28 protein-coding genes are annotated in these 26,262 nt (G+C 66.3%); 10 read left to right on the top strand and 18 right to left on the bottom strand.

Going from position 1 to position 26,262, the window contains the following annotated elements:
• Window positions 1-28: 28 nt before the first annotated feature.
• Entirely contained in the window at window positions 29-1,066 is a 1,038-nt protein-coding gene (locus AWC31_RS24935; protein ID WP_085147298.1) for a substrate-binding domain-containing protein, read from the bottom strand.
• Window positions 1,067-1,233: 167 nt separating this feature from the next.
• Between AWC31_RS24935 and AWC31_RS24930 the strand changes: the two genes are divergently transcribed.
• On the top strand, window positions 1,234-1,635 hold the full coding sequence (locus AWC31_RS24930) for a MarR family winged helix-turn-helix transcriptional regulator (RefSeq protein ID WP_234816990.1): 402 nt from the start codon (window positions 1,234-1,236) through the stop codon (window positions 1,633-1,635).
• Window positions 1,636-1,665: 30 nt separating this feature from the next.
• Here AWC31_RS24930 and AWC31_RS24925 read toward each other — a convergent pair whose 3' ends face one another.
• Genes AWC31_RS24925 through AWC31_RS24915 form a run of 3 tightly spaced genes read right to left on the bottom strand, consistent with a single transcriptional unit; the run spans window position 1,666 to window position 4,036 of the window.
• A complete protein-coding gene (locus tag AWC31_RS24925) occupies window positions 1,666-2,427 on the bottom strand; it encodes an Rv2686c family ABC transporter permease subunit (RefSeq protein ID WP_085146585.1) in 762 nt (253 codons plus the stop codon).
• The gene (locus AWC31_RS24920; RefSeq protein WP_085146583.1) at window positions 2,424-3,137 is read right to left on the bottom strand and encodes a fluoroquinolone export ABC transporter permease subunit; all 714 of its coding nucleotides are present in this window, start codon (window positions 3,135-3,137) and stop codon (window positions 2,424-2,426) included. Before AWC31_RS24920 ends, AWC31_RS24925 begins: the two co-directional genes overlap by 4 nt.
• Window positions 3,134-4,036: an ABC transporter ATP-binding protein gene (locus AWC31_RS24915; protein WP_085146581.1), complete on the bottom strand. Its 903-nt coding sequence runs from the start codon at window positions 4,034-4,036 to the stop codon at window positions 3,134-3,136. Before AWC31_RS24915 ends, AWC31_RS24920 begins: the two co-directional genes overlap by 4 nt.
• A gap of 158 nt (window positions 4,037-4,194) precedes the next feature.
• Here AWC31_RS24915 and AWC31_RS24910 point away from each other — a divergent pair, with 158 nt between their 5' ends.
• Together AWC31_RS24910 and AWC31_RS24905 are read left to right on the top strand one after the other, a co-directional pair.
• Window positions 4,195-4,680, top strand: a complete 486-nt coding sequence (locus AWC31_RS24910) for a GbsR/MarR family transcriptional regulator (RefSeq protein ID WP_085146580.1) — start codon at window positions 4,195-4,197, stop codon at window positions 4,678-4,680.
• Window positions 4,673-5,536 carry an SAM-dependent methyltransferase gene (locus AWC31_RS24905; protein WP_085146579.1) on the top strand — a complete coding sequence of 288 codons (864 nt, stop codon included), beginning with the start codon at window positions 4,673-4,675 and terminating at the stop codon, window positions 5,534-5,536. Before AWC31_RS24910 ends, AWC31_RS24905 begins: the two co-directional genes overlap by 8 nt.
• 266 nt (window positions 5,537-5,802) lie before the next feature.
• On the opposite strand, the gene AWC31_RS24900 is transcribed toward AWC31_RS24905, so the two are convergent.
• Entirely contained in the window at window positions 5,803-6,405 is a 603-nt protein-coding gene (locus AWC31_RS24900) for a TetR/AcrR family transcriptional regulator (protein WP_085147296.1), read from the bottom strand.
• Window positions 6,402-7,910, bottom strand: coding sequence for an FAD-dependent oxidoreductase (locus AWC31_RS24895; RefSeq protein WP_234816989.1), 1,509 nt, complete (start codon window positions 7,908-7,910; stop codon window positions 6,402-6,404). Before AWC31_RS24895 ends, AWC31_RS24900 begins: the two co-directional genes overlap by 4 nt.
• Before the next feature lie 79 nt (window positions 7,911-7,989).
• Here AWC31_RS24895 and AWC31_RS24890 point away from each other — a divergent pair, with 79 nt between their 5' ends.
• The 4 genes from AWC31_RS24890 to mmsB all read left to right on the top strand — a co-directional run bounded on the left by AWC31_RS24890 (window position 7,990) and on the right by mmsB (window position 12,519).
• Window positions 7,990-8,814, top strand: coding sequence for an MOSC domain-containing protein (locus AWC31_RS24890; RefSeq protein WP_085146577.1), 825 nt, complete (start codon window positions 7,990-7,992; stop codon window positions 8,812-8,814).
• 129 nt (window positions 8,815-8,943) lie between these two features.
• Entirely contained in the window at window positions 8,944-10,464 is a 1,521-nt protein-coding gene (locus AWC31_RS24885) for a CoA-acylating methylmalonate-semialdehyde dehydrogenase (protein WP_085146575.1), read from the top strand.
• 7 nt (window positions 10,465-10,471) lie between these two features.
• Window positions 10,472-11,638, top strand: a complete 1,167-nt coding sequence (locus tag AWC31_RS24880; RefSeq protein WP_085146573.1) for an acyl-CoA dehydrogenase family protein — start codon at window positions 10,472-10,474, stop codon at window positions 11,636-11,638.
• An 8-nt stretch (window positions 11,639-11,646) separates the two neighbouring features.
• Window positions 11,647-12,519, top strand: coding sequence for a 3-hydroxyisobutyrate dehydrogenase (mmsB, locus tag AWC31_RS24875; protein WP_085146571.1), 873 nt, complete (start codon window positions 11,647-11,649; stop codon window positions 12,517-12,519).
• A 633-nt stretch (window positions 12,520-13,152) separates the two neighbouring features.
• On the opposite strand, the gene AWC31_RS24870 is transcribed toward mmsB, so the two are convergent.
• Window positions 13,153-13,953 (bottom strand): HAD family hydrolase, encoded by an 801-nt coding sequence (locus AWC31_RS24870; protein WP_165766055.1) that lies wholly within the window; start codon window positions 13,951-13,953, stop codon window positions 13,153-13,155.
• Window positions 13,954-14,057: 104 nt separating this feature from the next.
• Here AWC31_RS24870 and AWC31_RS24865 point away from each other — a divergent pair, with 104 nt between their 5' ends.
• The 3 genes from AWC31_RS24865 (at window position 14,058) to AWC31_RS24855 (ending at window position 16,393) form a co-directional block, all read left to right on the top strand.
• On the top strand, window positions 14,058-14,720 hold the full coding sequence (locus AWC31_RS24865) for a response regulator (RefSeq protein WP_067842311.1): 663 nt from the start codon (window positions 14,058-14,060) through the stop codon (window positions 14,718-14,720).
• Window positions 14,717-15,925 (top strand): GAF domain-containing sensor histidine kinase, encoded by a 1,209-nt coding sequence (locus AWC31_RS24860; protein ID WP_085146567.1) that lies wholly within the window; start codon window positions 14,717-14,719, stop codon window positions 15,923-15,925. The genes AWC31_RS24865 and AWC31_RS24860 overlap by 4 nt, the downstream gene beginning before the upstream one ends.
• An 84-nt stretch (window positions 15,926-16,009) precedes the next feature.
• Window positions 16,010-16,393, top strand: a complete 384-nt coding sequence (locus AWC31_RS24855; RefSeq protein ID WP_085146565.1) for a nitroreductase family deazaflavin-dependent oxidoreductase — start codon at window positions 16,010-16,012, stop codon at window positions 16,391-16,393.
• Here AWC31_RS24855 and AWC31_RS24850 read toward each other — a convergent pair.
• The 11 genes from AWC31_RS24850 to secY form a co-directional block, all read right to left on the bottom strand.
• Window positions 16,390-16,818 (bottom strand): hypothetical protein, encoded by a 429-nt coding sequence (locus AWC31_RS24850; RefSeq protein ID WP_067842303.1) that lies wholly within the window; start codon window positions 16,816-16,818, stop codon window positions 16,390-16,392. The two genes, AWC31_RS24855 and AWC31_RS24850, sit on opposite strands and share 4 nt — an antisense overlap.
• 41 nt (window positions 16,819-16,859) lie before the next feature.
• On the bottom strand, window positions 16,860-17,363 hold the full coding sequence (locus AWC31_RS24845) for a MarR family winged helix-turn-helix transcriptional regulator (RefSeq protein WP_085146563.1): 504 nt from the start codon (window positions 17,361-17,363) through the stop codon (window positions 16,860-16,862).
• Window positions 17,364-17,395: 32 nt separating this feature from the next.
• Window positions 17,396-18,427, bottom strand: coding sequence for a pyridoxal phosphate-dependent aminotransferase (locus tag AWC31_RS24840; protein WP_085146561.1), 1,032 nt, complete (start codon window positions 18,425-18,427; stop codon window positions 17,396-17,398).
• On the bottom strand, window positions 18,427-19,452 hold the full coding sequence (locus AWC31_RS24835; protein ID WP_110775282.1) for a 3-oxoacyl-ACP synthase III family protein: 1,026 nt from the start codon (window positions 19,450-19,452) through the stop codon (window positions 18,427-18,429). Before AWC31_RS24835 ends, AWC31_RS24840 begins: the two co-directional genes overlap by 1 nt.
• A gap of 8 nt (window positions 19,453-19,460) precedes the next feature.
• Window positions 19,461-20,141 (bottom strand): SRPBCC family protein, encoded by a 681-nt coding sequence (locus AWC31_RS24830; RefSeq protein WP_085146558.1) that lies wholly within the window; start codon window positions 20,139-20,141, stop codon window positions 19,461-19,463.
• A complete protein-coding gene (locus tag AWC31_RS24825; protein WP_085146557.1) occupies window positions 20,122-21,855 on the bottom strand; it encodes a thiamine pyrophosphate-binding protein in 1,734 nt (577 codons plus the stop codon). Before AWC31_RS24825 ends, AWC31_RS24830 begins: the two co-directional genes overlap by 20 nt.
• Before the next feature lie 134 nt (window positions 21,856-21,989).
• The gene (locus tag AWC31_RS24820; RefSeq protein WP_067842284.1) at window positions 21,990-22,727 is read right to left on the bottom strand and encodes an anti-sigma factor family protein; all 738 of its coding nucleotides are present in this window, start codon (window positions 22,725-22,727) and stop codon (window positions 21,990-21,992) included.
• Window positions 22,724-23,245: a sigma-70 family RNA polymerase sigma factor gene (locus AWC31_RS24815; RefSeq protein WP_085146555.1), complete on the bottom strand. Its 522-nt coding sequence runs from the start codon at window positions 23,243-23,245 to the stop codon at window positions 22,724-22,726. The genes AWC31_RS24820 and AWC31_RS24815 overlap by 4 nt, the downstream gene beginning before the upstream one ends.
• 113 nt (window positions 23,246-23,358) lie before the next feature.
• Window positions 23,359-24,156: a type I methionyl aminopeptidase gene (gene map, locus AWC31_RS24810; RefSeq protein WP_085146553.1), complete on the bottom strand. Its 798-nt coding sequence runs from the start codon at window positions 24,154-24,156 to the stop codon at window positions 23,359-23,361.
• A complete protein-coding gene (locus AWC31_RS24805; RefSeq protein WP_067842274.1) occupies window positions 24,153-24,698 on the bottom strand; it encodes an adenylate kinase in 546 nt (181 codons plus the stop codon). The genes map and AWC31_RS24805 overlap by 4 nt, the downstream gene beginning before the upstream one ends.
• Window positions 24,695-26,020, bottom strand: a complete 1,326-nt coding sequence (secY, locus tag AWC31_RS24800) for a preprotein translocase subunit SecY (protein WP_067842272.1) — start codon at window positions 26,018-26,020, stop codon at window positions 24,695-24,697. The genes AWC31_RS24805 and secY overlap by 4 nt, the downstream gene beginning before the upstream one ends.
• Between the last annotated feature and the right edge of the window lie 242 nt (window positions 26,021-26,262).

The following is a 26,262-nucleotide window of genomic DNA, read 5'->3' as shown; positions in this document are numbered from 1 at the left end:
GGCGCCACACTGTCAACAGGTATCGGGGTCAGTCACACAGGTCGGACGGCAGCGTCGTGACGATCTCGAAGTCGACACCGGACGCGACGGCGAGGTGGACCGGTTGGCGGGTGCGGCGTTTCATGAACTCGACAGTGCCGCGCGGGCTGTCATAGGCAGCGCCGTCGGCGACGGCCTCGATGTCGCGGTAGTCGCCGGACCGGTGGATCATCTGCGCGAGGAAATGCGCTCCCTCATAACAGGATTCGGCCGCGTTACCCAGCGCGGGCGCATTGGATCCGTTCACCGTGAGATAGCGGTCGAGCAGCTCCATCGAGTTCCGGCCGATCATCGAGCGGAAGTACGACGCCGCGACGAACAGACCCTGCGTCGCCTCGTGACCGCTCGCGATCAGCATGTTCTCGTCCATGAGCGGGCTGAATCGCAGCAGGTTCTCGTGCAGCCCGCGCCGCGCGAACGACCTGTTGAACTCGACCGCGTCCTGACCGACGAGCAGCATGAGAACGGCCTCGCAGCGGGATTGGGCCGCCTTGTCGACGAGCCGGTCGATGTCTCCGTGACCGAGTGCGACGAACGATCCACCGACGAGGTCGAGCGACAGTTCCCGGACGTAACGCCGCACCTCCGCCAGCGATGTGCGCGGCCATACGTAATCGTCGCCGACCACGAACCATTTCTTGATGCCGAGGTTGTCGCGCAGCCATCGCAGTGCGGGTGCGATCTGCTGGTCGGGCGTTTCACCGCAACAGTAGATGCCGCGGCGCCGCTCCCCGCCCTCGTACAGCGCGGGGTACGAGTACGGCACCCGGCCCGCCACCACGGGCGCCAACGCGTTCCGCACCGACGAGATGTGCCAACCGCTGACGGCGTCGATGCGATCTTGGTCGATCAGCCGTTTCACGTCGGCCGCGACCGCGGCCGGGTGCGCACCGCCGTCGACCACCTCGATGTGCACTTCGCGGCCAAGCACGCCGCCGGCGGCGTTGAGGTCGTGGGCCACCAGGTCGGCGACCGCCTCACAGGACGGCCCGAACAGCCCGGCCGGCCCCTGTAGCGGCACCACCATCGCGAGCCGCCATTCGGCGTCGCGGGCCGCCGTGCGCACTCGTACGTTCACCCGCGCATTCCATTCCTCGTTACCGGGTCGACGAGACGGTCAGCTAGAATCATTCCACTTGGAAGTATCCTCGGGTCAACGGCGCGAGGCAATCGTCAGTTGGGAGGTCGACCGCAGTGACGGACGTGCTCCCGCCCGACGGTTCCCCGACGGGCACCCACCTCGTGCGTCTGGCACGCATGATCGGCGCGGTGATCGAACGAAACCTGGCCGACGAGGATCTCACTCTGGACGACTGGCTGGTCCTGGAGGCGCTGGGCACCTCCCCCGGTCTGACGATGGCCGAGCTGCGCGCGCAGACCCTGACCGCGGCGCCGACCCTGACACGCGTGGTGGACCGGCTGGTTGCCCGGGCCCTCGTGTTCCGCGAGGTCGACGCCGACGATCGCCGCAAGGTACGGGTGAATCTCAGCAAGCGTGGTGCTGCGCTGCACGCCCGCCTGCTGTCCACGATCCGCCCGGCCGAGCAGGCCTGGTTCGACCAGCACGGCGCCAGTGCGTGGATGGTTCAGGACTGACGCCGGCTGATCGTCGGCCAGGTTGCGCACCTACGTTTCGGTCTTGGCGAGGAACCGGCGAAACAGCGGCCATGCGATGGCCACGTTGTAGACCACACCGCCCAGCAGATACGGCCACCAAACCCCGCCCGCGCTGGCCACCCAGAAGGCCTTCGCCGCCCAGTAGGGCGGCAGCACACCGAAGGCCAGGTTCCACGCCGAGTCGATGAACCATGGCAGGCAAGGCAACCCGGCGATCAGCATGCCGAGCGCGCGCACCATCGCGATGCCCTGGATCTTGTTGTTCGCGACCGCAATGATCGCCAGCAGCGTCACGATCGCGGACAATCCGGCGAGCATGCCGATCGGGATCAGGACGCCGACCAGCCCGGGTGCCAGAATCCCGCTCAACGACAGCGTGGCGACCACGTACACGGTTGTCACCACCATGACTGTGACCGCGCGATATGCGAAGAACGTCGACATCGGAACCGGCGTCACCCGCAGTGCGGTCATGGTACCTGCGTCGACCTCGTCCAGCACCAGGAACGCGCCGAGACCTCCGGGGATGATGATGCTGGTCAGCAGCAGGAATGCGGTGAGTATCAGCGGGTAGTACGGCACCAGGTCGAAGTCGTAGCGCTGCGCGAGCATGTCGGTGAACATCGGCGTGAGCAACGCGACGCCGCTGGTCCAGATCACCGGCGCGAGAACCAGCATGACCAGCAGCGGGTCGCGGTAGGTTCCACGAATATCGTTGCGGCCGAATGCTGCCAACGCACGGCCGGCGGCAGGGAGGGAGGATGCCGTCACTGCACACCCGACCTCTCGATCACGTAATGGCCGAACAGCGCGTGAGCGGCGCGCCACAGGACCGCAAGCCACAGAACGGGATAGCCGACGGCATAGACCACTTGCCAAGCCGAGAGGGTCACCTGACCGAAGGCCGCACCCAGCAACAACATCGGGCCCCGCGTCGGCACCACGTACAACGCGGGATTCGGCCACAGCCCGGAGTGGTGGAGTATCGGCGGAATGAGCATGGCCGCGAGCGGGATGACCGAGAAGAGGAACCAGTCGGTGACCGACGTAAACGGCAACGAGCTGATGAATCCGACCATCAGCATCAGCAGAGTGCCGAGCACCACGCCGAGCACCATCGGCACCGGACGGTAGGCGGTACCACTGGAGATACTCACCACCACGATTGCCACGATCAGCGAGATAGCCAGCAGCACGGCGAGTTTGGCGGTCAGGTACTCCCAGAACCGGAGCGGGGTCGAGATGACTGCGCCGAGGGTGCGTTCCTGCTTCTCGAAGAACACCGAGCCCCCGATGAAGAAGAATCCGATGATCGCGATGTCCCCGATCAACACATAGGGTTCGGCCACGGGACGAAGGCTGTGCGGCATCGGCAGTAGCACCGTCAGCCACATGAGCCCGGAAAAGAGGCCCGCGTGCAGGAACTTCTGCCGGTACTGGACCATCACCTCGAGCCGAACCGCACTCAGCAGCCTCGTCATGTCAGCCGCCGTCCGGTCACCTCGACGAACACGTCATCAAGGCTGGCTTCCCGGCTGTGAATGGTTTCGACGTGGTGATTACGCAGAATCCTGTGGAACTCGGGATCGTCGGCGAGCCCGTCCATCTCGAATTCCGCTGTGGTGAGCCCGGTCTCGGGCACACGGTACTGTACGCGAACCCGACGCCGGCTGCGGGCGATCTTCAATTCGTTGGGGCTGTCGAGCGCGACGATGCGGCCGTCGACGACGAACGCGACGCGGTCGCACAGTTCGTCGGCGGTCGACATGTCGTGTGTGGTCAGGAATATCGTGCGCCCGCGGGCCTTGAGGTCCAAGACGATGTCTTTGACCTTGCGCGCATTGACCGGGTCCAGACCCGATGTCGGCTCGTCGAGGAACAGCAGCTCGGGACTGTTGATCAGCGATCGCGCGAATGTCAGACGCATCTGCATTCCCTTGGAATACTTGCCAACTCGCACATTCGCCGCGTCGGCAAGTCCGACTGCATCGAGCAGTTCCATGGGTTCTGCCGTCGCACCGGCGTACAGCGAGGCGAAGAAGCGGAGATTCTCCAGGCCGGTGAGTTTGTGATAGTGGTTGGGCAACTCGAACGACACACCCACGCGCTGGTAGTAGTCCGGACCCCACTCCAGCGGATCTCGACCCCACACCGTGGCCTGTCCACCGTGCCCGCGCAACAAGCCGATGAGCAGCTTCTGCGTCGTCGATTTGCCCGCACCGCTCGGCCCGAGGAAGCCGAAGATCTCACCGCGGCCGACAGTGAAATCCATACCGCGCACAGCGGGTTCAGCCGCTTTCGGATAGGTGAACGTAAGGCCCCGGACGTCGATGACGTCTAAGGTGGCGGCAGTGGACATCGTCGCGGGGATGGTTTGCATCGGTAACTCAGTCGCCCTTCGGTCGGCGCGGCCTGTCGTGTACCGACCGGCTCCGCGCAGGTGGATACCGTTTCCGACCAGACTTCCCGGAGCACCGATTTGGACTGTACTAAACTTTCAGTAATTTGTGAAGGTTGTTTTGAGGGACAAGGATTGGGATGCCGACCTCGCCGGATCTTCAGCTCGCAGCCGAACGGCTCGGACTGGTCCTCACCAGCCACGGCATGCAGCGGATGACAGCACGGGTGCTGGCCACGCTGCTGTTCACCGAGCAGACCAGCGTCACCATGAGTGACCTCGCCGACAGCCTCGAAGCCAGCGCTGGCGCGATCTCCGGGGCGCTCAAGATGCTCACCTCCGTCGGGCTTGCCGAACGGGTGCCTGCGCCCGCAAGCCGGCGCGACCATTTCCGGCTGCGCGACAATGCGTGGGCGATCTTGTTCACCAACCAGAACGAGACGATCTCGGCGATGCAGGCCGCCGCCGAAGCCGGAATCGAGGCGACCGACAGTCAAAGTCCGGCACACCAGCGCCTCACCCAGATGCGCGATTTCTATACCTTTCTGATGGCCGAGATCCCCACACTGCTCGAACGGTGGAATCAGTTGTCGATCAACGAGACTTCGGAGAAAGCACGTGAATAATCCCGCCGCCCAGACCGCGCTCGGCCCCATGATCGTCGTCGCGGCCGACCAGTACGAACCGACGCCACTGGTTCACGATCCGTGGGCACATCGCCTCCTTCCCTGGAGCGGTCGCATCGCCGCGGGCGCCACCCGATGGCCCGCTGTCCGGCGATACTTGATGAAGGTGACGGAGGAGAAGTTCAGCGGCGGCTGGGCCAGTTTCCTCTGTCGCAAGCGCTACCTCGATGATCAACTCCTCGCGACGATTCCGCAGGGCATCGAAGCAGTGGTGATCCTCGGCGCCGGCTACGACACCCGCGCATACCGGTTATCCCAGCTCGCGGACATTCCCGTCTGCGAAGTCGATCTGCCCGCCAATGTCGCGCGCAAGTCCTCGGCGCTCCAACGCTGTTTCGGCCGCACCCCTCGCAACGTCACGCTCCTGCCGACGGACTTCGAAACGAGCGATCTGACGATCCGGTTGGCCGACGCGGGATTCACTCACAAGCAGCGGATCTTCTATATCTGGGAGGCCGTCACTCAATACCTCTCCGAGGCCGCCGTCCGCAGCACCATGGAGCACCTCGCCGGTGCCGCGCCGGGTAGTGCACTCGGGTTCACATACGTCCGCCAAGATTTCCTCGATGGGCGGCAGATGTATGGCGCGCAAAAGGCCTACGACGACTTCGTCGTCAAGCAGCGATTGTGGAAGTTCGGCATGGACCCCCGAGGCGTCTCGGCGTTTCTCGCCGAATACCGCTGGCACGAACGCGAGCAGGTCGGCCCCGAGGAATACGCAGCCCGTTACCTGACACCGAACGGGCGCACGATGACTGCCTCGGCAATCGAACGCGCGGTGTATGCCGAACGCTGACCGGCGTTAAGAATGCGTATGGATTGATGCGCATGCCGAGGACGGCGAGTAGAGATAGTGGTTGTGAAGCAAAACTACTCCCGCATAGGGACTTTCACACGGGGTGAACGATGAGCGAGCTTCTGCAAGTCCTCGCGCTCATGGCAGTTCCGGCCGCCGTTCTGCTGTCGCTGCGATACGTAGTCAAGCGGCAGGAGCGAGATGTTCCGACCGACGGCCGCGGGTAGCCGCTATCTGGCACACGGCGCGCCTTCGATGACCAGAACTCATGGCAACAGACCGATTTGGCGGTAGACGGCACGTAGGTAGCGCCGCATCTCGTCGATGCCGGGCGGGTCGGGTTGCAGCACACGGTAGGTGATCGCACCGACCATCATGTCGATGGCCACGTCGAAATTCGTGTCGGCGTCGACGGTTCCGGCCGCGCGGGCACGCTCGAGAAGGCGTGCGGCGAGCTGTCGGCGCGGCAGGATATAGCGTTCCCAATAGACCGCCATGAGGGCCGGATGGCTGACCGCCGACCCGTACACCCTGGCCACCAAGGCGCGATACTGCGGCGTGGTCACTGTGGCCGCCGCACTGTCGATGGCCGCTTCCACCAACGCATACGGCGACTCCACCTCGATCGCGGCCGGTGACGCCCAAGCCACCTCGTCAACGATCAAAGTCTCCATGGCGGCGGCGATCACGTCTTCTTTGGTTGACCAGCGCCGGTAGATCGTCGGCTTGCCGACACCCGCCTTCTTGGCGATCTGCTCGATGCTGGTGCCCTCGACGCCCCGCTCGATGAACATATCCAGCGCGGCCTGCAATATGGCGCGGTCGGCTGCGGCGTCGCGTGGCCGGCCACGGCCTGCCGGTGTGGTCACCGGGCGTTGCCGGATCGCAATGCGGCGCACAGCCAATGGTCGAGGCCGTCGACGTCATCCGGTCTACCCCGCCACGCGAGGTGGGCGTCGGGCCGGACCAACATCATCTGGTCACCGCCGTGGTACAGAACTCCGACGAAGTCACCGAGCCGGCGATGTACCGCGTCGACCACCCCGGGGGTGCCCGTTGGCACGAGCAGCGCCCAACGTCCGCCGAGCTCGCTGTGCAGTGTCGTCGAGGTGCCGTCTGCACGGCTACAGGCCGAATCGGGGATGCGGTCGCCGGGGCGTGGCTTACGTCCGCGTCCACCGAGTGGCCCCTTGCGGTAACTGACCCACAACTGCGAGGCCGTATACGTCGTCCATCGCTGCACGACTGCGAGCCCGAATATGCGCGTGGCGACGTGGTCACGTACGAAGCGCCCGACGGGGTTGTCGGCGACGTTGACCCGAGTGATCGCGCTCGTGCCGCGCAGCACTTCGGTGGCCAGCGGCCTGCGCTCGGCTTCGTACGTGTCGACGAGGGCATCGGATGCTCGATCACGGACCACGAGTGCCAGCTTGAACGCCAGGTTCTCGGCGTCTCCGATACCGGTCAGCATGCCTTGTCCGCCGAACGGCGCGTGAGCGTGCGCCGCGTCGCCGGCGATGAGTATTCGCCCGCGCCGATACGTGTCCGCCAGCCGGCGATGCACGGTGAACACCGAGAGCCATTCGGCGTCACCGATCTGCACACGCCGGCCGGTACGCTGCGGCAGGATCTGCTTGATTCGCTCCAGAATGTCTGCCTCACTTGGCTTTTCCCGTAACGTCGGATCGTAGACGAAAAGCCGCCAGAGGTTGTCCGTGCCGCTGGAGGGCATCGGCATGGCGCCGACGACGCCGTCGGGATGGATCCAGCCCGACGTGCCGCCCCGATCGAGATCCCAGTCGAGGTGGATGTCGGCCAACAGAAAACGTTCACTCAGCTTGACGCCCGGAAAGTCGATGCCGGTGAGTTCGCGGGTCGTACTCGACGTGCCGTCGCAGCCGACCAGCCACCGCGCACGAATCACCTCGCCGTCCCCCACTTCTGCCACCACCATGTCGGTGTCCTGATGCGCGGCTCGCAGCGGCAGGCCCCATTCCGGCGTGACGCCGAGTTCGGCGAGCCGGGCCCGCAGTGCCGCCTCGACCTTGGCCTGCGAAACGACCATCGGCGGCGACGCGGTACGCATGCCGGGGTCACCGAATTCCAGCGTCATCACCGGCCGGTCGCCGAGGTAATTGGTGATGCGCATGGCCCGCAGCGACTCGTCCGGCAACGTGCCCAACGCACCGATGCGGTTGAGGACCTCCGACCCGCGGGCATGGAGGAAGTTGGCTCGGGATGTGGTGGCCGGACCCGGCGCGCGGTCGACAACCCGCACCGAAAGACCATGCAGGCGCAGCGAACACGCCAAGGTCAGCCCTGTGGGGCCGGCACCGACCACGAGCACATCGGGGTTCACGTCAGCGGATTCCACGCGAATATCATAACGGTACCGTTTCGTAATTGAAAGAGGTTTCTCCGAGAGCGCGCGCGGACAGGGCTATGTTCGATTCATGAGCGCCGAGACGGTTGAGCAGCTGCGGGTCGGGAGTCTGTACCGCTATCCGGTGAAGTCGATGGTCGGCGAGAGCGTCGACTCGATCTTCATAGACGCTCGCGGCGCCGAGGGCGACCGCCGTCTGGCGCTGATCGACGAATCCAGCGGCAGGGTTGCGAGTGCGAAGCAAGCGCGACTGTGGCGCGGACTCTTGTCGTGCAGCGCCGTCACGCAAGACGGAGGCGTCTTGATCCGACTGCCGGACGGCAGCACGGCGGCCACCGAGGATGACCACGTCGACGACGTGTTGTCACGGTTCCTGGGGCGTTCGGTCCGCCTCGGCCGCAGCCGGTCCGACGGCGCCTCGATCGAGCGCGCCGACCCCGACCAGGTACTCGAAATGGGAGTCGATGCCGAAGTCGATGCTCCGATTCTGGAACTGGCCCAGGCAACTCCAGGGGACTCCTTCGTCGATCTGGCTCCCGTCCACGCGATCACGACGGCGACCCTCGAACGCATCGGCGTCGAGGCGGCGCGATACCGGCCCAATCTCGTCATCGCCACGCCACCGGGTTATCCCGCGTACGCCGAGAACGAGTGGACCGGTCAGGTTCTCAGCGTGGGCGGAACGCGGCTGCGCGCCATGGGGCCGACGCCTCGCTGCGTCATCCCGACCCTCGAACACGGCGAGCTCCCCAGGGCACCCCAGGCACTGCGCACACCCGCGGCCGAGAATCGTGTCGACGCCTTCGGGATGGGCCTTTTGCCCTGTGCCGGTACGTACCTCGAGGTGGTGTCCGAGGGCACCATGCAGGTCGGCGACCCCGTCTCCCTCGGCTGACCGGCCTTCCCATTCAGATCGGCAGAACTCTTGCCAAATACTCCGGCCAATTACTAGGATATCCAAGTATCTCGGGTTCGACCCGAGCTGTACTGCTGCACCAATGCGCACAAACCTTGGACGGATGTCATGACCACACAGATCCAGCACTTCATCAACGGCCAGCGCACGAGCGCCGGCTCGACTCGCACCGCCGACGTCATGAACCCCAGCACCGGCGAGGTTCAGGCGCAGGTGCTCATGGCGTCGGCCGCCGATGTCGACGCCGCCGTCGCGGGCGCGGCCGAGGCACAGAAAGAGTGGGCCGCCTACAACCCGCAGCGCCGCGCGCGCGTGCTCATGCGGTTCATCGATCTGGTCAACCAGAACGCCAACGAACTGGCCGAGCTGCTTTCGCTTGAGCACGGCAAGACCGTCGCCGACTCGCTCGGCGACATCCAGCGCGGCATCGAGGTCATCGAGTTCGCCGTCGGCATCCCCCACCTGCTCAAGGGCGAGTTCACCGAGGGTGCGGGCACCGGCATCGACGTCTACTCGATCCGTCAGCCGCTTGGCGTGGTCGCCGGCATCACACCGTTCAACTTCCCGGCCATGATCCCGCTGTGGAAGGCCGGCCCGGCACTGGCATGCGGAAACGCGTTCGTGCTCAAGCCTTCTGAGCGTGACCCCTCGGTGCCGGTGCGGCTGGCCGAGCTTTTCATCGAGGCCGGGCTGCCCCCGGGCGTCTTCCAGGTGGTGCACGGCGACAAGGAGGCCGTCGACGCCATTCTCGAGCACCCGACCATCCAGGCGGTGGGCTTCGTCGGCAGCTCCGACATCGCCCAGTACATCTACTCCGGCGCGGCCGCACACGGTAAGCGCGCGCAGTGCTTCGGCGGCGCCAAGAACCACATGATCGTGATGCCCGACGCCGATCTCGACCAGGCCGTCGACGCACTGATCGGCGCGGGCTACGGCAGTGCAGGCGAGCGGTGCATGGCCATCAGCGTGGCGGTCCCGGTGGGCGAAGAGACGGCAAATCGCCTGCGCAACCGCCTCGTCGAGCGGGTCAAGCAGCTGCGGGTGGGCCACAGCCTCGATCCCAAGGCCGACTACGGACCACTGGTCACCGAGGCCGCGCTCAAGCGCGTCAAGGACTACATCGGCCAGGGCGTCGAAGCCGGGGCCGAGCTGGTGGTGGACGGCCGCGAGCGGGCCACCGACGAGCTCACCTTCGATGAAGCCGACCTTTCCAAGGGCTACTTCATCGGCCCGAGCCTGTTCGACCACGTCACCACCGACATGTCGATCTACACCGACGAGATCTTCGGTCCGGTGCTGTGCATCGTGCGCGCACACGACTACGACGAGGCATTGCGCCTGCCCACCGAACACGAATACGGCAACGGCGTCGCGATTTTCACGCGTGACGGTGACGCTGCCCGCGACTTCGTGTCCCGGGTCCAGGTCGGCATGGTCGGCGTCAACGTGCCGATCCCGGTGCCGGTGGCCTACCACACCTTCGGCGGCTGGAAGCGGTCCGGCTTCGGTGACCTCAACCAGCACGGCCCGGCCTCGATCCAGTTCTACACCAAGGTCAAGACGGTGACCGAGCGCTGGCCGTCGGGCATCAAGGATGGCGCCGAATTCGTCATCCCGACCATGAAGTAGCGGCCGCGTGAATCTGCACGATCTGGACGACGACGACCGGGTGATCGCCGAAACGGCGGCCGCGTTCGCCGAAAAGCGCATCGCGCCATACGCGTTGGAGTGGGACGAGAAGCACCACTTCCCCACCGACGTGCTGCGCGAGGCGGCCGAACTCGGCATGGCGGCGATCTACTGCCGTGAGGACGCCGGGGGCAGCGGGCTGCGCCGTATCGATGCGGTACGCATCTTCGAGCAACTCGCGGCCGCCGATCCGACCATTGCGGCATTCCTGTCCATCCACAACATGTGCGCGTGGATGGTCGACAGCTTCGGCACCCACGAGCAACGCAAGACCTGGGTGCCGCGGCTGGCCTCGATGGAATCGATCGCGAGTTACTGCCTGACCGAACCGGGGGCGGGATCGGACGCTTCGGCGTTGCGTACCAGGGCAGTCCGAGACGGAGAGGATTACGTCCTCGACGGCGTCAAACAGTTCATCTCCGGGGCGGGCACATCCGACGTCTACGTCGTGATGGCCCGCACCGGCGGCGAAGGGCCGCGCGGCATATCGGCATTCGTGGTCGAAAAGGACACGCCCGGACTGAGTTTCGGTGCCGACGAGCAGAAGATGGGCTGGAACGCGCAGCCGACCGCACAGGTGATCTTCGAAGGCGTGCGGGTGCCTGCCGATGCCATGCTGGGCGGCGCCGAGGGCGAAGGCACCGGGTTCGGCATCGCGATGAAGGGCCTCAACGGCGGCCGGATCAACATCGCGGCGTGCTCGCTGGGCGGCGCCCAGGCCGCCTATGACAAGGCCGCGGGCTACCTCGCCGACCGTCAGGCATTCGGCGGTGCACTTCTCGATGAGCCGACGGTCCGGTTCGCACTGGCCGACATGGCCACCGGTCTGGAGACGTCGCGAAATCTGTTGTTGCGTGCGGCGTCTGCGCTCGACGCGGATCACCCCGACAAGGTGACCCTGTGCGCAATGGCCAAGCGTTACGTCACCGATACCTGCTACGACGTGGCGGATCAGGCGTTGCAGCTGCACGGTGGCTACGGTTACCTGCGCGAGTACGGCCTGGAGAAAATCGTCCGCGATCTGCGGGTGCACCGCATCCTTGAGGGAACCAACGAAATCATGCGTGTGGTCATCGGTCGCGCGGAAGCCGCCCGAGCCCGCGCCTCGGCATAGGGAGACACGTGACGACGATCGCATTCCTCGGTTTGGGCCACATGGGTGGCCCGATGGCGGCCAACCTCGTCGCCGCGGGCCATACGGTGCGCGGCTTCGACCCGGTGCCTGACCTGAAGGCGGCAGCAGAAGCCAACGGCGCCACGGTGTTCGACAGCGGAGCCGAGGCGGCAGCCGAGGCCGAAGTGGTGATCACGTCATTGCCCAACGGCGCCATCGTCAAGGCGTGCTACGACGAGGTGTTGCCTGCGGCACCCAAGGGCACGCTGTTCATCGATACGTCGACCATCTCGGTCGATGATGCCCGCGAGATCCATGTTCGGGCCGTCGACCACGGGCACGCGCAGCTCGACGCACCGGTGTCGGGCGGCGTGAAGGGTGCGACGGCAGGCACGCTGGCGTTCATGGTCGGCGGCGAGGACGACGCGGTGGAACGCGCCCGGCCGGTGCTCGATCCCATGGCGGGCAAGATCATTCACTGCGGCGGCTCGGGCACCGGTCAGGCGGCCAAGCTCTGCAACAACATGGTCCTGGCCGTACAGCAGATCGCGATCGGTGAGGCGTTCGTGCTCGCCGAGAAACTCGGCCTGTCCCCACAGTCGCTGTTCGACGTGATCACCGGCGCGACCGGCAACTGCTGGTCGGTGCACACCAACTGCCCGGTGCCTGGACCGGTTCCGACGTCGCCGGCCAACAACGATTTCAAGCCGGGCTTTGCGACTGCACTGATGAACAAGGACCTCGGCCTGGCGATGGCGGCGGTCTCCTCGACCGGCGCCTCGGCCCCGCTCGGTACCCACGCCGCCGAGATCTACGCGCAGTTTGCGGTGGACAACGCCGACAAGGACTTCAGCGCGGTGATCGAAACGCTGCGCGGCTGAGGCCGGAGGTGGGCACGCGCCTTCGTCGCGGCGTATCTTCGTCGCGGCGTGTGTCTGCCCGCGCCTCCATCGCGGTGCCTGTCCGCCCGCCTATGCGCGACATTGTCGCTGAATTCGCCACACTAGCCTCACTGGCCCTACCAGGCCCAGAGCGCTCAACCACACAGGCCACAACAACTTCGCCGCGAAACACCAGCCACTTTGGTTACGCGCCCGCGTTGCAGCGACACTGTCGCTCGTAGGCGGACAACGGATGACGCTGGTCGTTGACGATCTTCGTTGCGGTGTCTACGCCGAGGGCTGCTGCCACATACTGACTGGAATCCTCGGCATAGTGAACAGATAGCCGCGGGGTCCTTTCGACGTTCCGGGCCAACGAATGTCGTATGGCCACACCCGCGCGACATTGTCGCTCGTATGCGGGCAGCCGAATCGGCGATACGCATGATACTCATTGGCGCCAGAGTGTCAGCTGTTATCACAGGCCGTGGGATTGATGTGAAACATGTTGCGGGAGAGGCGCTATCAGCGACATTGTCGCGCATAGGCGGGCAGAACCACACCTAGTGCCCGGAGAACGATGTCCGGAGAACGCCAAGAGCCGACGCGACAGCCCGACCCGGCCGCGCAGCGCTAAGCCGCCGACGGGCTGTGCTGGGCCCACCACTGGGCGTGGACGCGCCGGCACGTCGTCAACCGCAGCGGTTCGGATCCGGCGTAGTCGGGCCGAACCGCGGCGGCAGTCCGCGCGGCCACGCCGGTGTCGCCCGCGGTGATGAGCACCGTGGCCAACCCGGCGGCATTGGCGGCGCGCAGACCGTCGGCCGAGCCCGTCACGGCGAGTGCGTCATGCGGCAACACCCCGAGTTCGGCCAGTGCGTGGCGGTAGCCGTCAGCGGGCTTGCTCACGTCATCGCCGGTGACGACCGTTTCCACCAAACCTTCGCCGACCAGTTGCCGAACCAGCGGCTCGACCCAGCGCCGACGGCCGCTGGACACGACGCCCACCGGTATCCCGTCGGCGAACGCGTCCATCACGAGGTCCACCAGACCGGGCCGCGGCGTCAGGCCCAGGTCGAGGATCATCTCGTCGAACATCATGTCCTTGGTCGCGCAGATCTCGTCGGCGAGCAGTTCGGTGAGCACGTCGCATTCCGGCCCCACGCACCGCTTGCGCAGTTCGGCCGCGACGCGTTGGCGCTCGTCGTGCAACGCCAGCAGCCTGCGATAACGCGGGACGCTCCAGGCGATGGACAACCCGTGCGCGGCGAACGCGGCGTTGAAGACGACGCGATGCCCGTCGACGTCAAGGTCGGACAGGGCATCGAGATCGAAGATCACCGTCCGCAACGGACAGGCAGTGGTGTCTGACGGCTGCGGACAGTCCCACCAGAACCGTCCGGCACGCCATGTTTTCTCCTGTGTTGTGGGCACCTGACGAGAGTGGCCCACATCACACCCGCTCCGCGTCCCCCGTAGGGGGGATTGGGCAGGCCAAGTTGAGCTACCGAACCGATCTGCCCATTTAGGGTGATGGCATGGCGCCCTCCAGCCCAGTGCGCCTTGTGCTGGTCGATGACCACGAGATGGTCATCGAGGGTCTCAAGGCCATGCTCGCCGCGTTCGCCGATCGGGTGCAGGTGGTCGGTCAGGCCGTCGGCGCCGAGCGGGCGCTCGGCGTGGTCGAAGACCTCAACCCCGACATCGTGTTGTGCGACGTGCGCATGCAGGGCTCCAGCGGGCTCGACCTGTGCCGGACGCTGCGCGAGCGTGACCCGGACCGCAAAGTGGTCATGCTGTCGGTCTACGACGACGAGCAGTACCTGTTCCAGGCGCTGCGGGTCGGCGCGTCCGGCTACCTGCTCAAGAGCATCAGCAGCGATGAACTGGTACGTCAGCTGGAATTCGCCCATGGCGGCGAGACCGCGATCGACCCCGGCATGGCCGCCAGGGCGGCAGGCACCGCGGCGCGGCTGCAGCGCGACGAGTTCTGGCCGGGGGTGCGCCAGGGACTTACCCAACGGGAGAGCGAGATCCTGTCGTACGTCGTCGCCGGGTTGTCCAACCGCGGGATCGCCAACAAGCTCGTGATCGGCGACGAAACCGTCAAGACGCATCTGCGGTCCATCTACCGCAAGCTCGGGGTCGGGGATCGCGCGGGCGCGGTCGCGACCGCTCTGCGCGAGGGCATCTACCAATGACCACGAAACGTGACCTCGCCTCGATCGACCTGACCGCCGACCGTGAGCTGGCGCTCCTGCGTGAACTCATCCAGGCGGCGTCGAGCGGTCCCGGCGTCGAGCCGCTCGCCGCCGCGGCAGCCCGGATGATCACCGCGGCCACCGCGACCGACGTGTGCTTCGTACACGTGCTCGACGATTCCGACCGATCCCTCACCCTGACCGGGGCCACCCCGCCGTTCGACAGCGAGGTGGGCAAGATCCGGCTGCCGCTCGGGCAGGGCATCTCGGGCTGGGTGGCCAGCCACCGCGAACCCGTCGTGATCAGCCACGACAAGGAGGCCGATCCGCGCTATCTGCCGTTCGAGTCGCTGCGCGGACGCGACTTCACCTCGATGGTCTCGGTGCCGATGGAGACCGGCCCCGGCGGTCTGGTCGGCGTGCTCAACGTCCACACCGTGCACCGCCGCGAGTTCACCGCCCGCGACGTCGAACTGCTCGTGGTCATCGGCCGGCTCATCGCGGGTGCGCTGCACCAGGCGCGGCTGCACCGCCAGCTCGTCGCCCGGGAACGGGCCCACGAGAATTTCGTCGAGCAGGTCATCGAGGCGCAGGAACTCGAACGGCGCAGGCTCGCCGCCGACATTCACGACGGCATCTCGCAGCGGCTCGTGACGCTGTCGTACCGGCTGGACGCCGCGGCCCGCGCGGTCGGCGAACCGACGGCGGTGGCTGAACAACTCGACAAGGCACGCGAACTCGTCGACCTCACGTTGCAGGAAGCCCGCGCCGCGATCAGCGGCTTGCGGCCGCCGGTGCTCGACGACCTCGGCCTGTCGGGTGGCCTCGCGAGCCTGGCCCGCTCGATCCCCCGCGTGGAACTTGAGGTCGACCTCGCCGAGACCCGCGTGCCCGATCACATCGAGCTGGCGCTGTACCGCATCGCCCAGGAGTGCCTGCAGAACGTCGTCAAACATGCCGAGGCCACTCGGGCGAAGCTCACCTTCGCCGTGGAGGACGGCGTCGCACGTCTCGAAATAGTCGACGACGGAAAGGGTTTCGACACCTTTGAGCATCCGCTCGGCAGCGACGAGACGAGTGGGTACGGGCTGCTCTCGATGGCCGAGCGAGCCGAGATCGTCGGGGGCCGGCTCAACATCCGCTCTCGCCCGGGAGCGGGCACCACAGTGACCGCGACCATTCCGCTGCCCAGCGTCATGGAATAGCGCTGCACAAATTCAACGATCGTTGACTTCGTCGGACCCGGCGCACTACGCTTGACGCAGTAATTCAACATCTGAGGAGTTCTGATGCCGGCTCCACGCTGGGTCGCCCGCGCCAACAAGATCGGCCTCAATCGGCTCACCCAATTCATCGCCCCGTGGGCTCCGGGCTGGGGCGTCGTCATCCATCGCGGCCGCAAGTCGGGCCGCACGTTCCGCACGCCGCTGTGGGCGTTCAGGCGTCCCCACGGTTACGTCATCGCGCTCACGTACGGATCGCAGGCCGACTGGGTACGAAACGTCCTCGCCGCCGGCGGGTGCGAATTGGAAACCCGGCGCCACCACTATCGACTCACCGACCCCAAGGTCTACCGCGACGAAGGCGCCGCGGGGATGCCGGCGTTCATCCGCTTCATGTTGCGCCGCGTGATCAAGGCGCCGGAGTTCCTCAGCCTCCAGTTGGCGGCCTAACCGCCGAGTTTCCCCGCGTACTCGGGGCACTCGTATTTCACGGCCACGTCGACGATCACCAGGAGTGCTTCGGGCGGCAGTTTGCTGCCCATCTGGATCAGTACGTCGACGACATCCTGCTTGGAGTCGTTGAAGCTGCCCGCGGCCATGATGCAGGCCAGTGACACCTGATCGCTGATCGCCGAATCCGAGCCCTCGATCCCCGCGGCCCGCACCTCGGCGAACGCCTCCGGCGGCAGACCGGTGCCCGGTGCGGCGGTCGCCGTGGGTGTGCGGGTTCGGGTGGGGCTTTTGGTCGGCTTCTTCGACGTCGTGAACGGGGTTACGTCATCCGGTGCGGTAGCAACCCCCGACGTCGTCGTGGTGCAGGCCGCGACCGCTATCGCGGCGGCCGCGAGCACCAACCCCAGACGCTTGGCGTACATAGTGCTCCCCTCGATTGAGTTCGAGCCTACTGCCGCAGAATTCAGAAGTCCCCGGAGTTGCGGCGCAGCGTCTCGATCGACGCGGCCAGCGCCCGCGATTCCTCGTCGGACATCCCGACGTCAGCGAACACCTGCTCGTTGAGCGTCACGGTCGCGTCCTCGACGGTTGAGCGCCCCAGATCGGTGATCCGTACCAGCGTGGTGCGGCCATCGGTCGGATGCGGGATCCGTTCCACCAGACCGTTGGCCTCCAGACGCCGGATCGCATGCGTGACGCTCGTGACGTGCACCTGAAGCCGGTCCGAGGCCTTGGTGATCGGCAGGGCCCCGGTACGGCTGAACGCGAGCAGGCGCAACAGTTCGAACCGGGAGAAGCTCAGATCGTAGGGCCGCAGCGCGGTCTCCACGCGCGCCAGCAGGATCTGGTGCGCCCGCATCACCGAGGTCACCGCGACCATGCCGCCCGCGACATCGCCCCATCCGGCAGCCTCCCAGTTCGCGCGCGCCAGCGCGATGGGGTCACGCTTGTCCGGTGGGGAGGGCACGGTTCTTCATACCGCATTCCGCCCCGAACCCGTCAGCGGACTGCGCGCACCGCCCGAAGCACGGCTCGGGTGGACTGCCGTGACCCGATGGTGATCCGCACACCACCGTCGGCGTAGTGGCGCACCTGCAGACCGGTGCCGTCGAAGACTTCGCGCCACGGCGTGTGGTCGGCGGGCAGATAGATGAAGTTGGCCTGGCCGTCGGTCGTGTAGACGCCCAGCGCGCGCAGCCGCATCTGCAGGTACCGCCGCTCGGCGGCGATCATCCGGATGCGTTGGCGTAATTGGCTTTCCGCATCATAGGACGCGGCAACGGCCACCATGGCGGTGAGCCCGATGCCGAACGGCAGTTGCATCGTCCACAGCTGCCTGCCGAGTTCGGGGGCGCAGAAGCCGTACCCGATCCGCAGCCCCGCCAGACCGTATGCCTTCGAAAAGGTGCGCACCACCACGACATTGCCGAACCGGGCGACGAGGCTCGGCCCGTCGATACGGTGCTCGGCGGCCAGGAACTCCACATACGCCTCGTCGAGCAGCACCACGGTGTCGGCGGGCACGCGGGCCAGGAACCGTTCGATGTCGGCCGCCGGTTCGACGGTGCCGGTCGGGTTGTGGGGCCGGCAGACCACCACGACCCTGGCGTGTGTCGCGGCCTCGGCCATCGCGTCGAGGTCGTGGTGGCCGTGGCGGTCGAGCGGAACGGTGACCGATCGCAACCGCGCCATCTGAGCGAAGATGGGATACCCGTCGAACGTCGGTGACGACATCACCATGGTGTCGCCAGGGCTGGTCACGGCATGCAGCACCTGCATGATGACGCCGGTCGCGCCGACCCCGATGACGACCTGGTCCTCACCTATCCCGTCGTGTCCGGCGATCAGCGATCGCAACCGCTCGGGCAGGAACTCCGGATAACGGTTGACGGCATCGTTCGAGGTGCTCAGCGCCGACCGGACCGCGGGCAACGGCGGGAACGGACATTCGTTGAGTGACAACGCCAGCGGATTGACCGCCTGTGGGAGCGCACTGACCGCATCGAGCAGTGCGCCGCGCGGCGACGCCATCAGACTCGCCCGCCCCATCGAACGGCCGCTGCCCCGGCGAAATCACCGGCATGCGCGAAGGCCGACATCAACACGGTGTCCCCCGCCTTGACCCGGCCGTCGGTGATCGCCCGGTCCAGGTTGACGGGAATCCCCGCGGCGAACAGGTTTCCGCATTCGTCGAACGTGTCGACGTGGCGTTCGGCGGGCAGTTCGAGCGCCTCGCGCCAGTTGCGCAGGAACACCCGGTTCGGCTGGTTCGTCACCAGGAGGTCAACGTCCTTGGGCTGCATACCGATCCGGTCGCAGACGGCGTAGGACACCTCGGGCACCTGCCGGTTGCCGCGGGCCAGCACCTTGGTGATCTTGCTTTCGGTGAACCCGATGCACCCTTCGCCCGGGCCTGCTGCCCACCACTTGCGCGGCGGGTCGACCGAGATGGTCATGTCACCCGCGTATTCGCCATAAGTGCGGCATTCGACGTCGAGGATCGGTGAGCTGTCCGAAAGCGTCACCAACCCGACCGCCGCACCGTCGCCCGGTACCGAGGCTTGCGCCTTGCGGCGGATGGTCTCCTGCTCGAAGATCTGGCCCGCCGCGTTCTGGGCAACCGCGATCAGGGCGGTGTGGCCCTCTCCCGACGCCAGGAGATTACGGGCGAGTTTGAGTCCGAGCACGAACGCCGCGCAGCCGCCGTTGTGGAGGTCGATGACCCAGTTCGGTTTCATGCCAAGGCGATGCGCCATTCCCCCGCCGCCGCCGTAGAACGGCATGTCGGGCAGCTGCGTGTGGGTGATCAGCACGTCGGCGCCCGTGACGACGTCGGCGCCGTGGCGTTCGATGAGCCCGGCGGCCGCCCGTTCGACCATGTCGATAGCGGTCTCGTCGGGCGCCACGTGGTGACGGAACCGCGGCGCCCGGAACATCAGGTTGTCCCGCAGATCATCGGAGTCGGCGAACTGCGCGTAGTAGTCGGCGCCGATCGCGTCACCGGGCAGGTACGTCGAGACGTCGACGAGGCTCACGGCGGTGTTGTCGTTGGTCATGGGCATGCTCATTTCATCCAGGCCGGGGTGAGCGGCAGGCCGTTGCGGTGGCGGTACTCGGCGATCGCCTTGAGGTTCTTCAGTTCGAGCAGGTGGCCGGGGCCGAACATGTCCCAGAAGTCACCGACCCACACCGGCCGGCCCGGCGGCGCGGTTTCCGGATACGGGTTGTGGTCGTAGAACGGATGGTGGCAATTGGTCCACAGCACAACCGATCCCGGCTTGTCGAAGACCACCTGGGCATCGACGACACGCATCAGATAGATCATCCACAGGTGTTTGCCCTGGTCCCAGGCACAGTGGTAATCGACGGTCATCGCATCGCGATTGGCCACGGTGCGCGTGTAGATCTCACTGCCGGGTCCCCCGTGGCCGGCGCCGAGCCGGTCGTGGGCCAGCCACAGGCCCGGCTCTTCCGTGGGGCTGAAACCGCGCAGGCTGTAAGTCCACTCCTCCAGACAACGGGTGTCGGACAGGTAGTCGTACAGCTCGTCGGGTGGGCAGTCGATGTAGTCGTTGACGGTGCAGTACTCGCCGAACACCTGGTCGTGCGGGTAGACCGACCGCATCATCTCCATGATGATCGGCGTGGCCTTCTCCTTGGGTGAGGTCTCGATGCGGATGAGCCCATCGATGGGGTCGGCGGTGCCCCGGTGGGTGGTGATGTCTTCAAGCGCGGGCAGCGACATGGGACGTGTTCTCCTTCGTGGTCGACGGTGTGTTGGTGGACTTGGCGAGAAACGCTGCGAACGGGGGTATTTCGTCGGGTGAGCACTCCACGCTGACGACGGACGGCCCGTCAGCTCCGAGCGCGGTGCGCAGTGCGGCGGGCAGGTGCTCGATGTCGTCGACATCGAGCGCGGTCAGGCCAGGGAACATGGCGGCCAGGCCTGCGCCCAGCCGGCTCGGGCCGAACCTGTTGTAGCTGTACCGATCGTCGTAGAACAGTTGCTCACGGGTCACGCACATGGCGTGCGCGTGGTTGTCGAACAGCAGGAACGTGATGGGCAACCGGTACTGCACGGCGGTGTGAATCTCCATGCCGTGCATGAAGAACGACCCGTCACCCGCGATCACCACGGTCCGCCGACGCATGCCTCCGCCGGCGCGGTGAAAGGTCATCCCGATGCCCGCACCGAAGCTGTAGCCCATGCCGCCCATCCCGAGCGCGACGATGAATCGGCCGTCCCGGCGGACCGGAAGGTAGTGAATGGCCGAGGCACCGATGTTGCCGGCATCGACGACGATGTCGGTGCCGTCGGGTAGCGCGGCGTCGAGCACCGTCATGGCATCGCGATAACGGATACCCGGTCCGTCGTGTGCCGGCGGCCGTAATTCACTGTGCGCCATGCTCTCCGGGACACGCACCTGGGTCGGGCGCCCGTGCCCGGACAACGCCTGGCTGAGCAGGTTCAGCGTGCCGCGCAGGTCGTCGGTGTGCACGTGGGGGCACGGCAGATACGGCGGCGCCGACCCGATCGAGATGGTGGGGACGGTACCCAGCACATCGTCGAGGCCCGCCCGGGCGGTGACCGTCATGCGGGTGCCTACGAGCAGGCACACCGCGCTCTGCGCGGCGGCCGCCACGACACCCGGATGTCCCATCACGCCGGACACCCCGAGCGACGAGGATGACCCGAGACCCGGTATGCCCGCGGTGTCCTTGGCGTCGGGCACCGTCGCCACCCGCGCCCGCAGAGTTGCCCGCAGCCGCTCCAGCTCGTGCCGCGCATCGTCCCTGGCGACCTGTTCACCGGCGAATATGGTGATCGGCCCATCGGCGCCGCGCAGCATCTCGGCCAGCATCCGCGGATCGGAAAGCGGTGTGCCCGCGGGCTTTCCGTTGACCCGCCCGTTGGCGTGTGTGGATGTGTCGATGGCCGCCTGCTGGATGTCCTTGGGCAGCAGCAACACCGCCGGCCCGCCGCTGCGCGCCGCGGCCACCGCCTCCGGCAGCATCGTGAGGATGTCGGCGGGTGTCACGACGCGGCGGCAATACACCGAAACGGCCGAGAACAGCGCCAGGCCGTCGAGTGCGCCGTTCGCACCGCTGGTGTCCTGGAAGGCGCCCCGCCCGTCCAGGGCGGTCGGCGCCTGCCCGATCAACGCCAGCACGCCGACCCGGCTGGCCAGTGATTCGCCCAGACCGGGCACGGTGTTCAGGCAGCCGCCCCCTGAGGTCGCGGCCACCACCCCCAGCCCGGCACCGCTGCGGCTGTATCCGTCCGCCATTGCGGCAGCGGAGAATTCGTGTTTGGCCAACACCGCGGTGATGTCCGCACGAAAGAATGCCGCGTCGTACAGATCTTCGATGTTGGCGCCGTCGACGCCGAAGATGTGTGAGACCCCGCTTGCTGCGAGAAAGCCGACGATGTGGTCGACCACCCGGTGCCCTTTGGCCATATGTCACCTGCTCCCGTCCTCTGCCTAGTGACACGACCGGTGAGTAGGGTCGGTTCACCGCGGAGGTGGGTTCGAGGAAATTCCAACCATCGGCGCAGCAAGCTGGCAGGTGAGAAAACGGCACTCCCCCGCGACTACAGCTTCTTTTCGAGCAGCACCTTGCCGTCGGGCGACGAAACCATCTGCACCGCAGCGATTTCCTCCATGGGCTTCTGGGTGTTGCCGCTCGGCAGTGCCGTCGCGCCGGACAGCCCCAGCCAGGTCGCGATCTCCTCACGGCTGCCGTCGCGGCCGACCACCACCATGCCCAGGTTCTGCGGAGGTGCGTCGCGACGGCCCCAGTCCCCGTACGTGCACGCCATGTCGATCCGGGTGCCCCAGCCATAGCTGGTCATCGCGATGCTGGCGTTGATCGGGGTCTGGGAGACCTTGGTCATCTCGAGCATCTGCGCGGTCTGCTGCTGCTCGGCGCCGCGCTGCAGGCCGATGATCTCCGGGCGGATCGCGATCACCATGCCGACCGCCAACAGCGCAGCCGCGAGCCCGACCGCGCCCGAGGTGATCCACCGTGATCGCCGCCGCCGCGAGCTGACCTTGTTCAGCACCGACTGCAGCACCTCAGGGCGCAGGGGCGGTTCGGGCTCTGCTTCGTCGAGGGCCCGCACGTCGTCGAGTTCGAGCATCGCCAGCAGCGCCGGCATGCCGCTCAGTTCGGCGACCGCAGCGCGGCACTGCGCGCACCCCGCGAGGTGCGTCTCGTACTCGCGACGCTCATTGCTGTCCAGCGAGCCGAGCACGTAGGCGGCGTCCCAGGTCGCGTAGCGATCCGGCTCGACGGGGTCGACGCCATGGGGTACACCGAATCGGGTCATCGTGTCACCCCCATTTCCTGCAAGTTGAGCTTCAACGCGCGGACCGCATAGTGCAGCCGTGATTTCACTGTGCCTTCGGGTATCTGCAGATCGTTCGCGATCTGCCCTGTGGTCCAGCCCTGGTAGTAGGCGCGGCGGATCACCGCCCGGTGTTCTTCGGAGAGTTGGCTGAGCGCCGTGCTCAGCAGTAGCCGGTCCAACGCGGTATCCACCTGGTCTGGGGCGGCCTGATGATGGTCGGCCACCTGTTCGGGGTCCGGGACACCGGTTTCGTTGCGAAACCGAGCGCTCCGGCGTTCATCGATGATCATGTTGCGCGCCACGGTGAACAGCCAGGCGCGGGCCGAACGGTCCGTGTCAGCGGTGACATCAGGATGGCGCCAGGCCCGCAGCAGGGTCTCCTGCACGACGTCCTCGGCACGGGCCCGATCGCCCGTGAGCCGCAGGGCGTACCGCCACAATGCCCCGGCATGCTCGTCATAGAGCGCCCGCATCATCGCGGCCTCCGGATCGTCCATTCCCAACCTCCGTCTTTGATACGACGTTGGCGGTGATCCAGTTCATTACTACCTTTGCGCGGGCCCACCACACCAGGGTTGAGGCGATAAACAGGTAGTGATTGCTGGCGGCCCTACTGGGTGAGGATGCGCGGCCCGTCGTCGGTGACGGCGACGGTGTGTTCCCAGTGCGCGGCGCGCGTGCCGTCGGCGGTGACGACGGTCCACTCGTCTTCGAGCACCACGGTCTTGGTGGTGCCCAGCGTCAGCATCGGCTCGATGGCCAGCACCGCACCGGGAGCCAGATACGGGCCGCGTCCGGGCGAACCCTCGTTCGGTAGGAACGGGTCCATGTGCATCTGCCTGCCGATGCCGTGCCCGCCGTAGCCCGCGACGATGCCGTACTTACGGTCATGCCGGGTCTCGGCGGCGTGCGTCTCGACCTCGATCGCGTGCGAGACGTCGGTGAGCCGGTTGCCGGGCACCATCGCCGCGATTCCGGCTTCCATGGCCGCTTTCGTCGCCTCCGAGAGCGCCTCGTCGGCGTCGATCAGAGTGCCGACGCCGAACGTGACGGCGGAGTCGCCGTGCCAGCCGTCGACGATGGCGCCGCAGTCGATGGACACCAGATCGCCTGCGGCCAGCACCTCACTCGCCGATGGAATGCCGTGCACCACACGGTCATTCACCGACGCGCAGATGCTGGCCGGAAACCCGTGGTAGCCAAGGAACGACGGCGTGCCACCACCGTCGCGGATGACGGACTCGGCGACGCGGTCGAGCTCGAGCGTCGAGACGCCCGGCGCGGCGGCGGCCCGGACCGCACGCAATGCGGCGGCGACGAGCGCGCCGGCGACAGCCATCGCGTCCAGTTCTGCGGGGGTGCGCTGCGCGACGACCTTGCGGTTGCGCAACCCCGGCAGGTTGATCACTTGCCGAGTGCGCGCAGCGCCCGGGCGAACACCTCGTCGAGACCACCCACCGCGTCAACGGTCTTCAGATCGTCGCGGTAGTACTCCAGCAACGGCTCGGTCTCGTCGCGGTAGACCTTCATCCGGTTGCGGATCACCTCGTCGGTGTCGTCGGCGCGTCCGCGGCCCTTGAGGCGGGTCAGCAGTTCGTCCTCGGAAACCTGGAACTCCAGCACCGCGTCCAGCTTGGTGTTGCGGGCGGCCAGCATGTCCTTGAGCGCACCGGCCTGCTCGACCGAGCGCGGGTAGCCGTCGAGAATAAATCCGGCAGCCGCGTCCTCTTGGTCGATACGGTCCTCGACCAGGCGGTTCGTCAGTTCGGCCGGCACCAGGTCGCCTGCGTCGAGGTAGCGCTTGGCCTCCACGCCGAGCGGCGTGCCGTCGCCGATGTTCTTGCGGAAAAGATCCCCGGTGGAGATTTGCGGGATGCCGAGCTTCTCGGACAGCTTCTCTGCCTGCGTGCCTTTGCCCGCACCGGGCGGTCCGAGTAGAACGACTCTCACTTCAGGAACCCTTCGTAGTTGCGTTGCATGAGCTGGCTCTCGATTTGTTTGACGGTATCCAAGCCGACACCGATCATGATGAGAACCGCAGTACCGCCGAATGGCAGATTCTGTACCGACCCGGTGTTACCGATCTCCAGGAACAAGTTCGGCAGCACGGCGATCACGCCGAGGTAGATCGAGCCGGGCAGGGTGATCCGACTCAGCACATACCGCAGGTAGTCCGCGGTCGGCTTACCGGGCCGGATGCCCGGGATGAACCCGCCGAACTTCTTCATCTCGTCGGCACGCTCGTCAGGGTTGAACGTGATCGACACGTAGAAGTACGTGAAGAACACGATCAGGCCGAAGTAGATCGCGATATAGACCGGATCTGCGGGGTTGGTCAGGTAGTCGGCGACGAACTTGTCCCACCAGCCGGTGCCCGGGTTGGAGCTGCCGCTCTGGATCAACTGCGTGATCAGGTGCGGGATGTAGATGAGCGACGACGCGAAGATGACCGGGATGACGCCGGCCTGGTTGACCTTGAGCGGCAGGTAGGTCGAGGTGCCGCCGTACATCTTGCGGCCCACCATGCGCTTGGCGTACTGGACCGGGATACGACGCTGGCCCTGCTCGACGAACACGACGCCGATGATGATGATCAGCGCGGCCACGCAGACCGCGGTGAACACCACGCCGCCGCGGCTCTCCAGGATGGTCTGGCCCTCGGACGGGATGCGGGCGGCGATACCGGCGAAGATCAACAGCGACATGCCGTTGCCGATGCCGCGCTCGGTGACGAGCTCGCCCATCCACATCACCAGGGCCGCGCCCGCGGTCATGACCATCACGATGACGATGAGCCCGAAGATCGAGCTGTCCTGGATGATGTCGAGCGAGCAGCCCTGCAGCAGGCCGCCGTTGGCGGCGAGCGCCACGATGCTCGTGGCCTGCAGGATCGCCAACGCGATCGACAGATAACGCGTGTACTGCGTCATCTTGGCCTGCCCGGCCTGGCCCTCCTTGCGCAGCTGCTCGAACCGCGGGATGACCACCGTCAACAGCTGCACGATGATGCTCGCGGTGATGTAGGGCATGACGCCCACCGCGAACACCGTGAGCTGCAGCAGTGCGCCACCGGAGAACAGGTTGATCAGCGAGTAGATCTGTGCCGAGTCACCGCCACTCACCTGCTCGATGCACTTCTGCACGTTCGGGTAGTTCACCCCGGGAGAGGGGATCGACGCGCCGACTCGATACAGGATCACCACGCCCAGCGTGAACAGGATCTTGCGTCTGAGGTCGGCCGTCCGCAGCGACGAGATGAAAGCCGAAAGCACTCTTCCTCCTGCGCAGCCGACCTCTTCAGCGCGGCGTGCCAAATGGGGCTGGTGGGTCCAGCGGTTTGGTCAAGTCATGTGCAGCAGTCCGGCAGGCGCGCAGCCTGCGAACTCAGCTGTCAAACAGTCTACGAGAGTAACAGTTGCACCCTCGTTGGCCCGCATCGCTGCGCGCTCCCGCGGGCTAAGGCTGTCTTCAGATTCGGAGCGTACAGTCGGCGCCAGCTCGTTACACCGACTAA

This window comes from Mycolicibacterium wolinskyi (genome assembly GCF_002101965.1).
GTDB classification, from domain to species: Bacteria; Actinomycetota; Actinomycetes; order Mycobacteriales; family Mycobacteriaceae; genus Mycobacterium; species Mycobacterium wolinskyi.
This window is presented reverse-complemented; position numbering and strand designations above follow the sequence as displayed.

Excerpts from the sequence above, each read along its gene's own strand:
- AWC31_RS24935 (WP_085147298.1), bottom strand. The coding sequence starts at position 1,066 with ATGGTGGTGCCGCTACAGGGGCCGGCCGGGCTGTTCGGGCCGTCCTGT.
- AWC31_RS24920 (WP_085146583.1), bottom strand. The coding sequence starts at position 3,137 with ATGACGAGGCTGCTGAGTGCGGTTCGGCTCGAGGTGATGGTCCAGTAC.
- AWC31_RS24915 (WP_085146581.1), bottom strand. The coding sequence starts at position 4,036 with ATGCAAACCATCCCCGCGACGATGTCCACTGCCGCCACCTTAGACGTC.
- AWC31_RS24910 (WP_085146580.1), top strand. The coding sequence starts at position 4,195 with ATGCCGACCTCGCCGGATCTTCAGCTCGCAGCCGAACGGCTCGGACTG.
- AWC31_RS24890 (WP_085146577.1), top strand. The coding sequence starts at position 7,990 with ATGAGCGCCGAGACGGTTGAGCAGCTGCGGGTCGGGAGTCTGTACCGC.
- AWC31_RS24885 (WP_085146575.1), top strand. The coding sequence starts at position 8,944 with ATGACCACACAGATCCAGCACTTCATCAACGGCCAGCGCACGAGCGCC.
- AWC31_RS24865 (WP_067842311.1), top strand. The coding sequence starts at position 14,058 with ATGGCGCCCTCCAGCCCAGTGCGCCTTGTGCTGGTCGATGACCACGAG.
- AWC31_RS24860 (WP_085146567.1), top strand. The coding sequence starts at position 14,717 with ATGACCACGAAACGTGACCTCGCCTCGATCGACCTGACCGCCGACCGT.
- AWC31_RS24855 (WP_085146565.1), top strand. The coding sequence starts at position 16,010 with ATGCCGGCTCCACGCTGGGTCGCCCGCGCCAACAAGATCGGCCTCAAT.
- AWC31_RS24850 (WP_067842303.1), bottom strand. The coding sequence starts at position 16,818 with ATGTACGCCAAGCGTCTGGGGTTGGTGCTCGCGGCCGCCGCGATAGCG.
- AWC31_RS24840 (WP_085146561.1), bottom strand. The coding sequence starts at position 18,427 with ATGGCGTCGCCGCGCGGCGCACTGCTCGATGCGGTCAGTGCGCTCCCA.
- AWC31_RS24835 (WP_110775282.1), bottom strand. The coding sequence starts at position 19,452 with ATGACCAACGACAACACCGCCGTGAGCCTCGTCGACGTCTCGACGTAC.
- AWC31_RS24830 (WP_085146558.1), bottom strand. The coding sequence starts at position 20,141 with ATGTCGCTGCCCGCGCTTGAAGACATCACCACCCACCGGGGCACCGCC.
- AWC31_RS24825 (WP_085146557.1), bottom strand. The coding sequence starts at position 21,855 with ATGGCCAAAGGGCACCGGGTGGTCGACCACATCGTCGGCTTTCTCGCA.
- AWC31_RS24820 (WP_067842284.1), bottom strand. The coding sequence starts at position 22,727 with ATGACCCGATTCGGTGTACCCCATGGCGTCGACCCCGTCGAGCCGGAT.
- AWC31_RS24815 (WP_085146555.1), bottom strand. The coding sequence starts at position 23,245 with ATGGACGATCCGGAGGCCGCGATGATGCGGGCGCTCTATGACGAGCAT.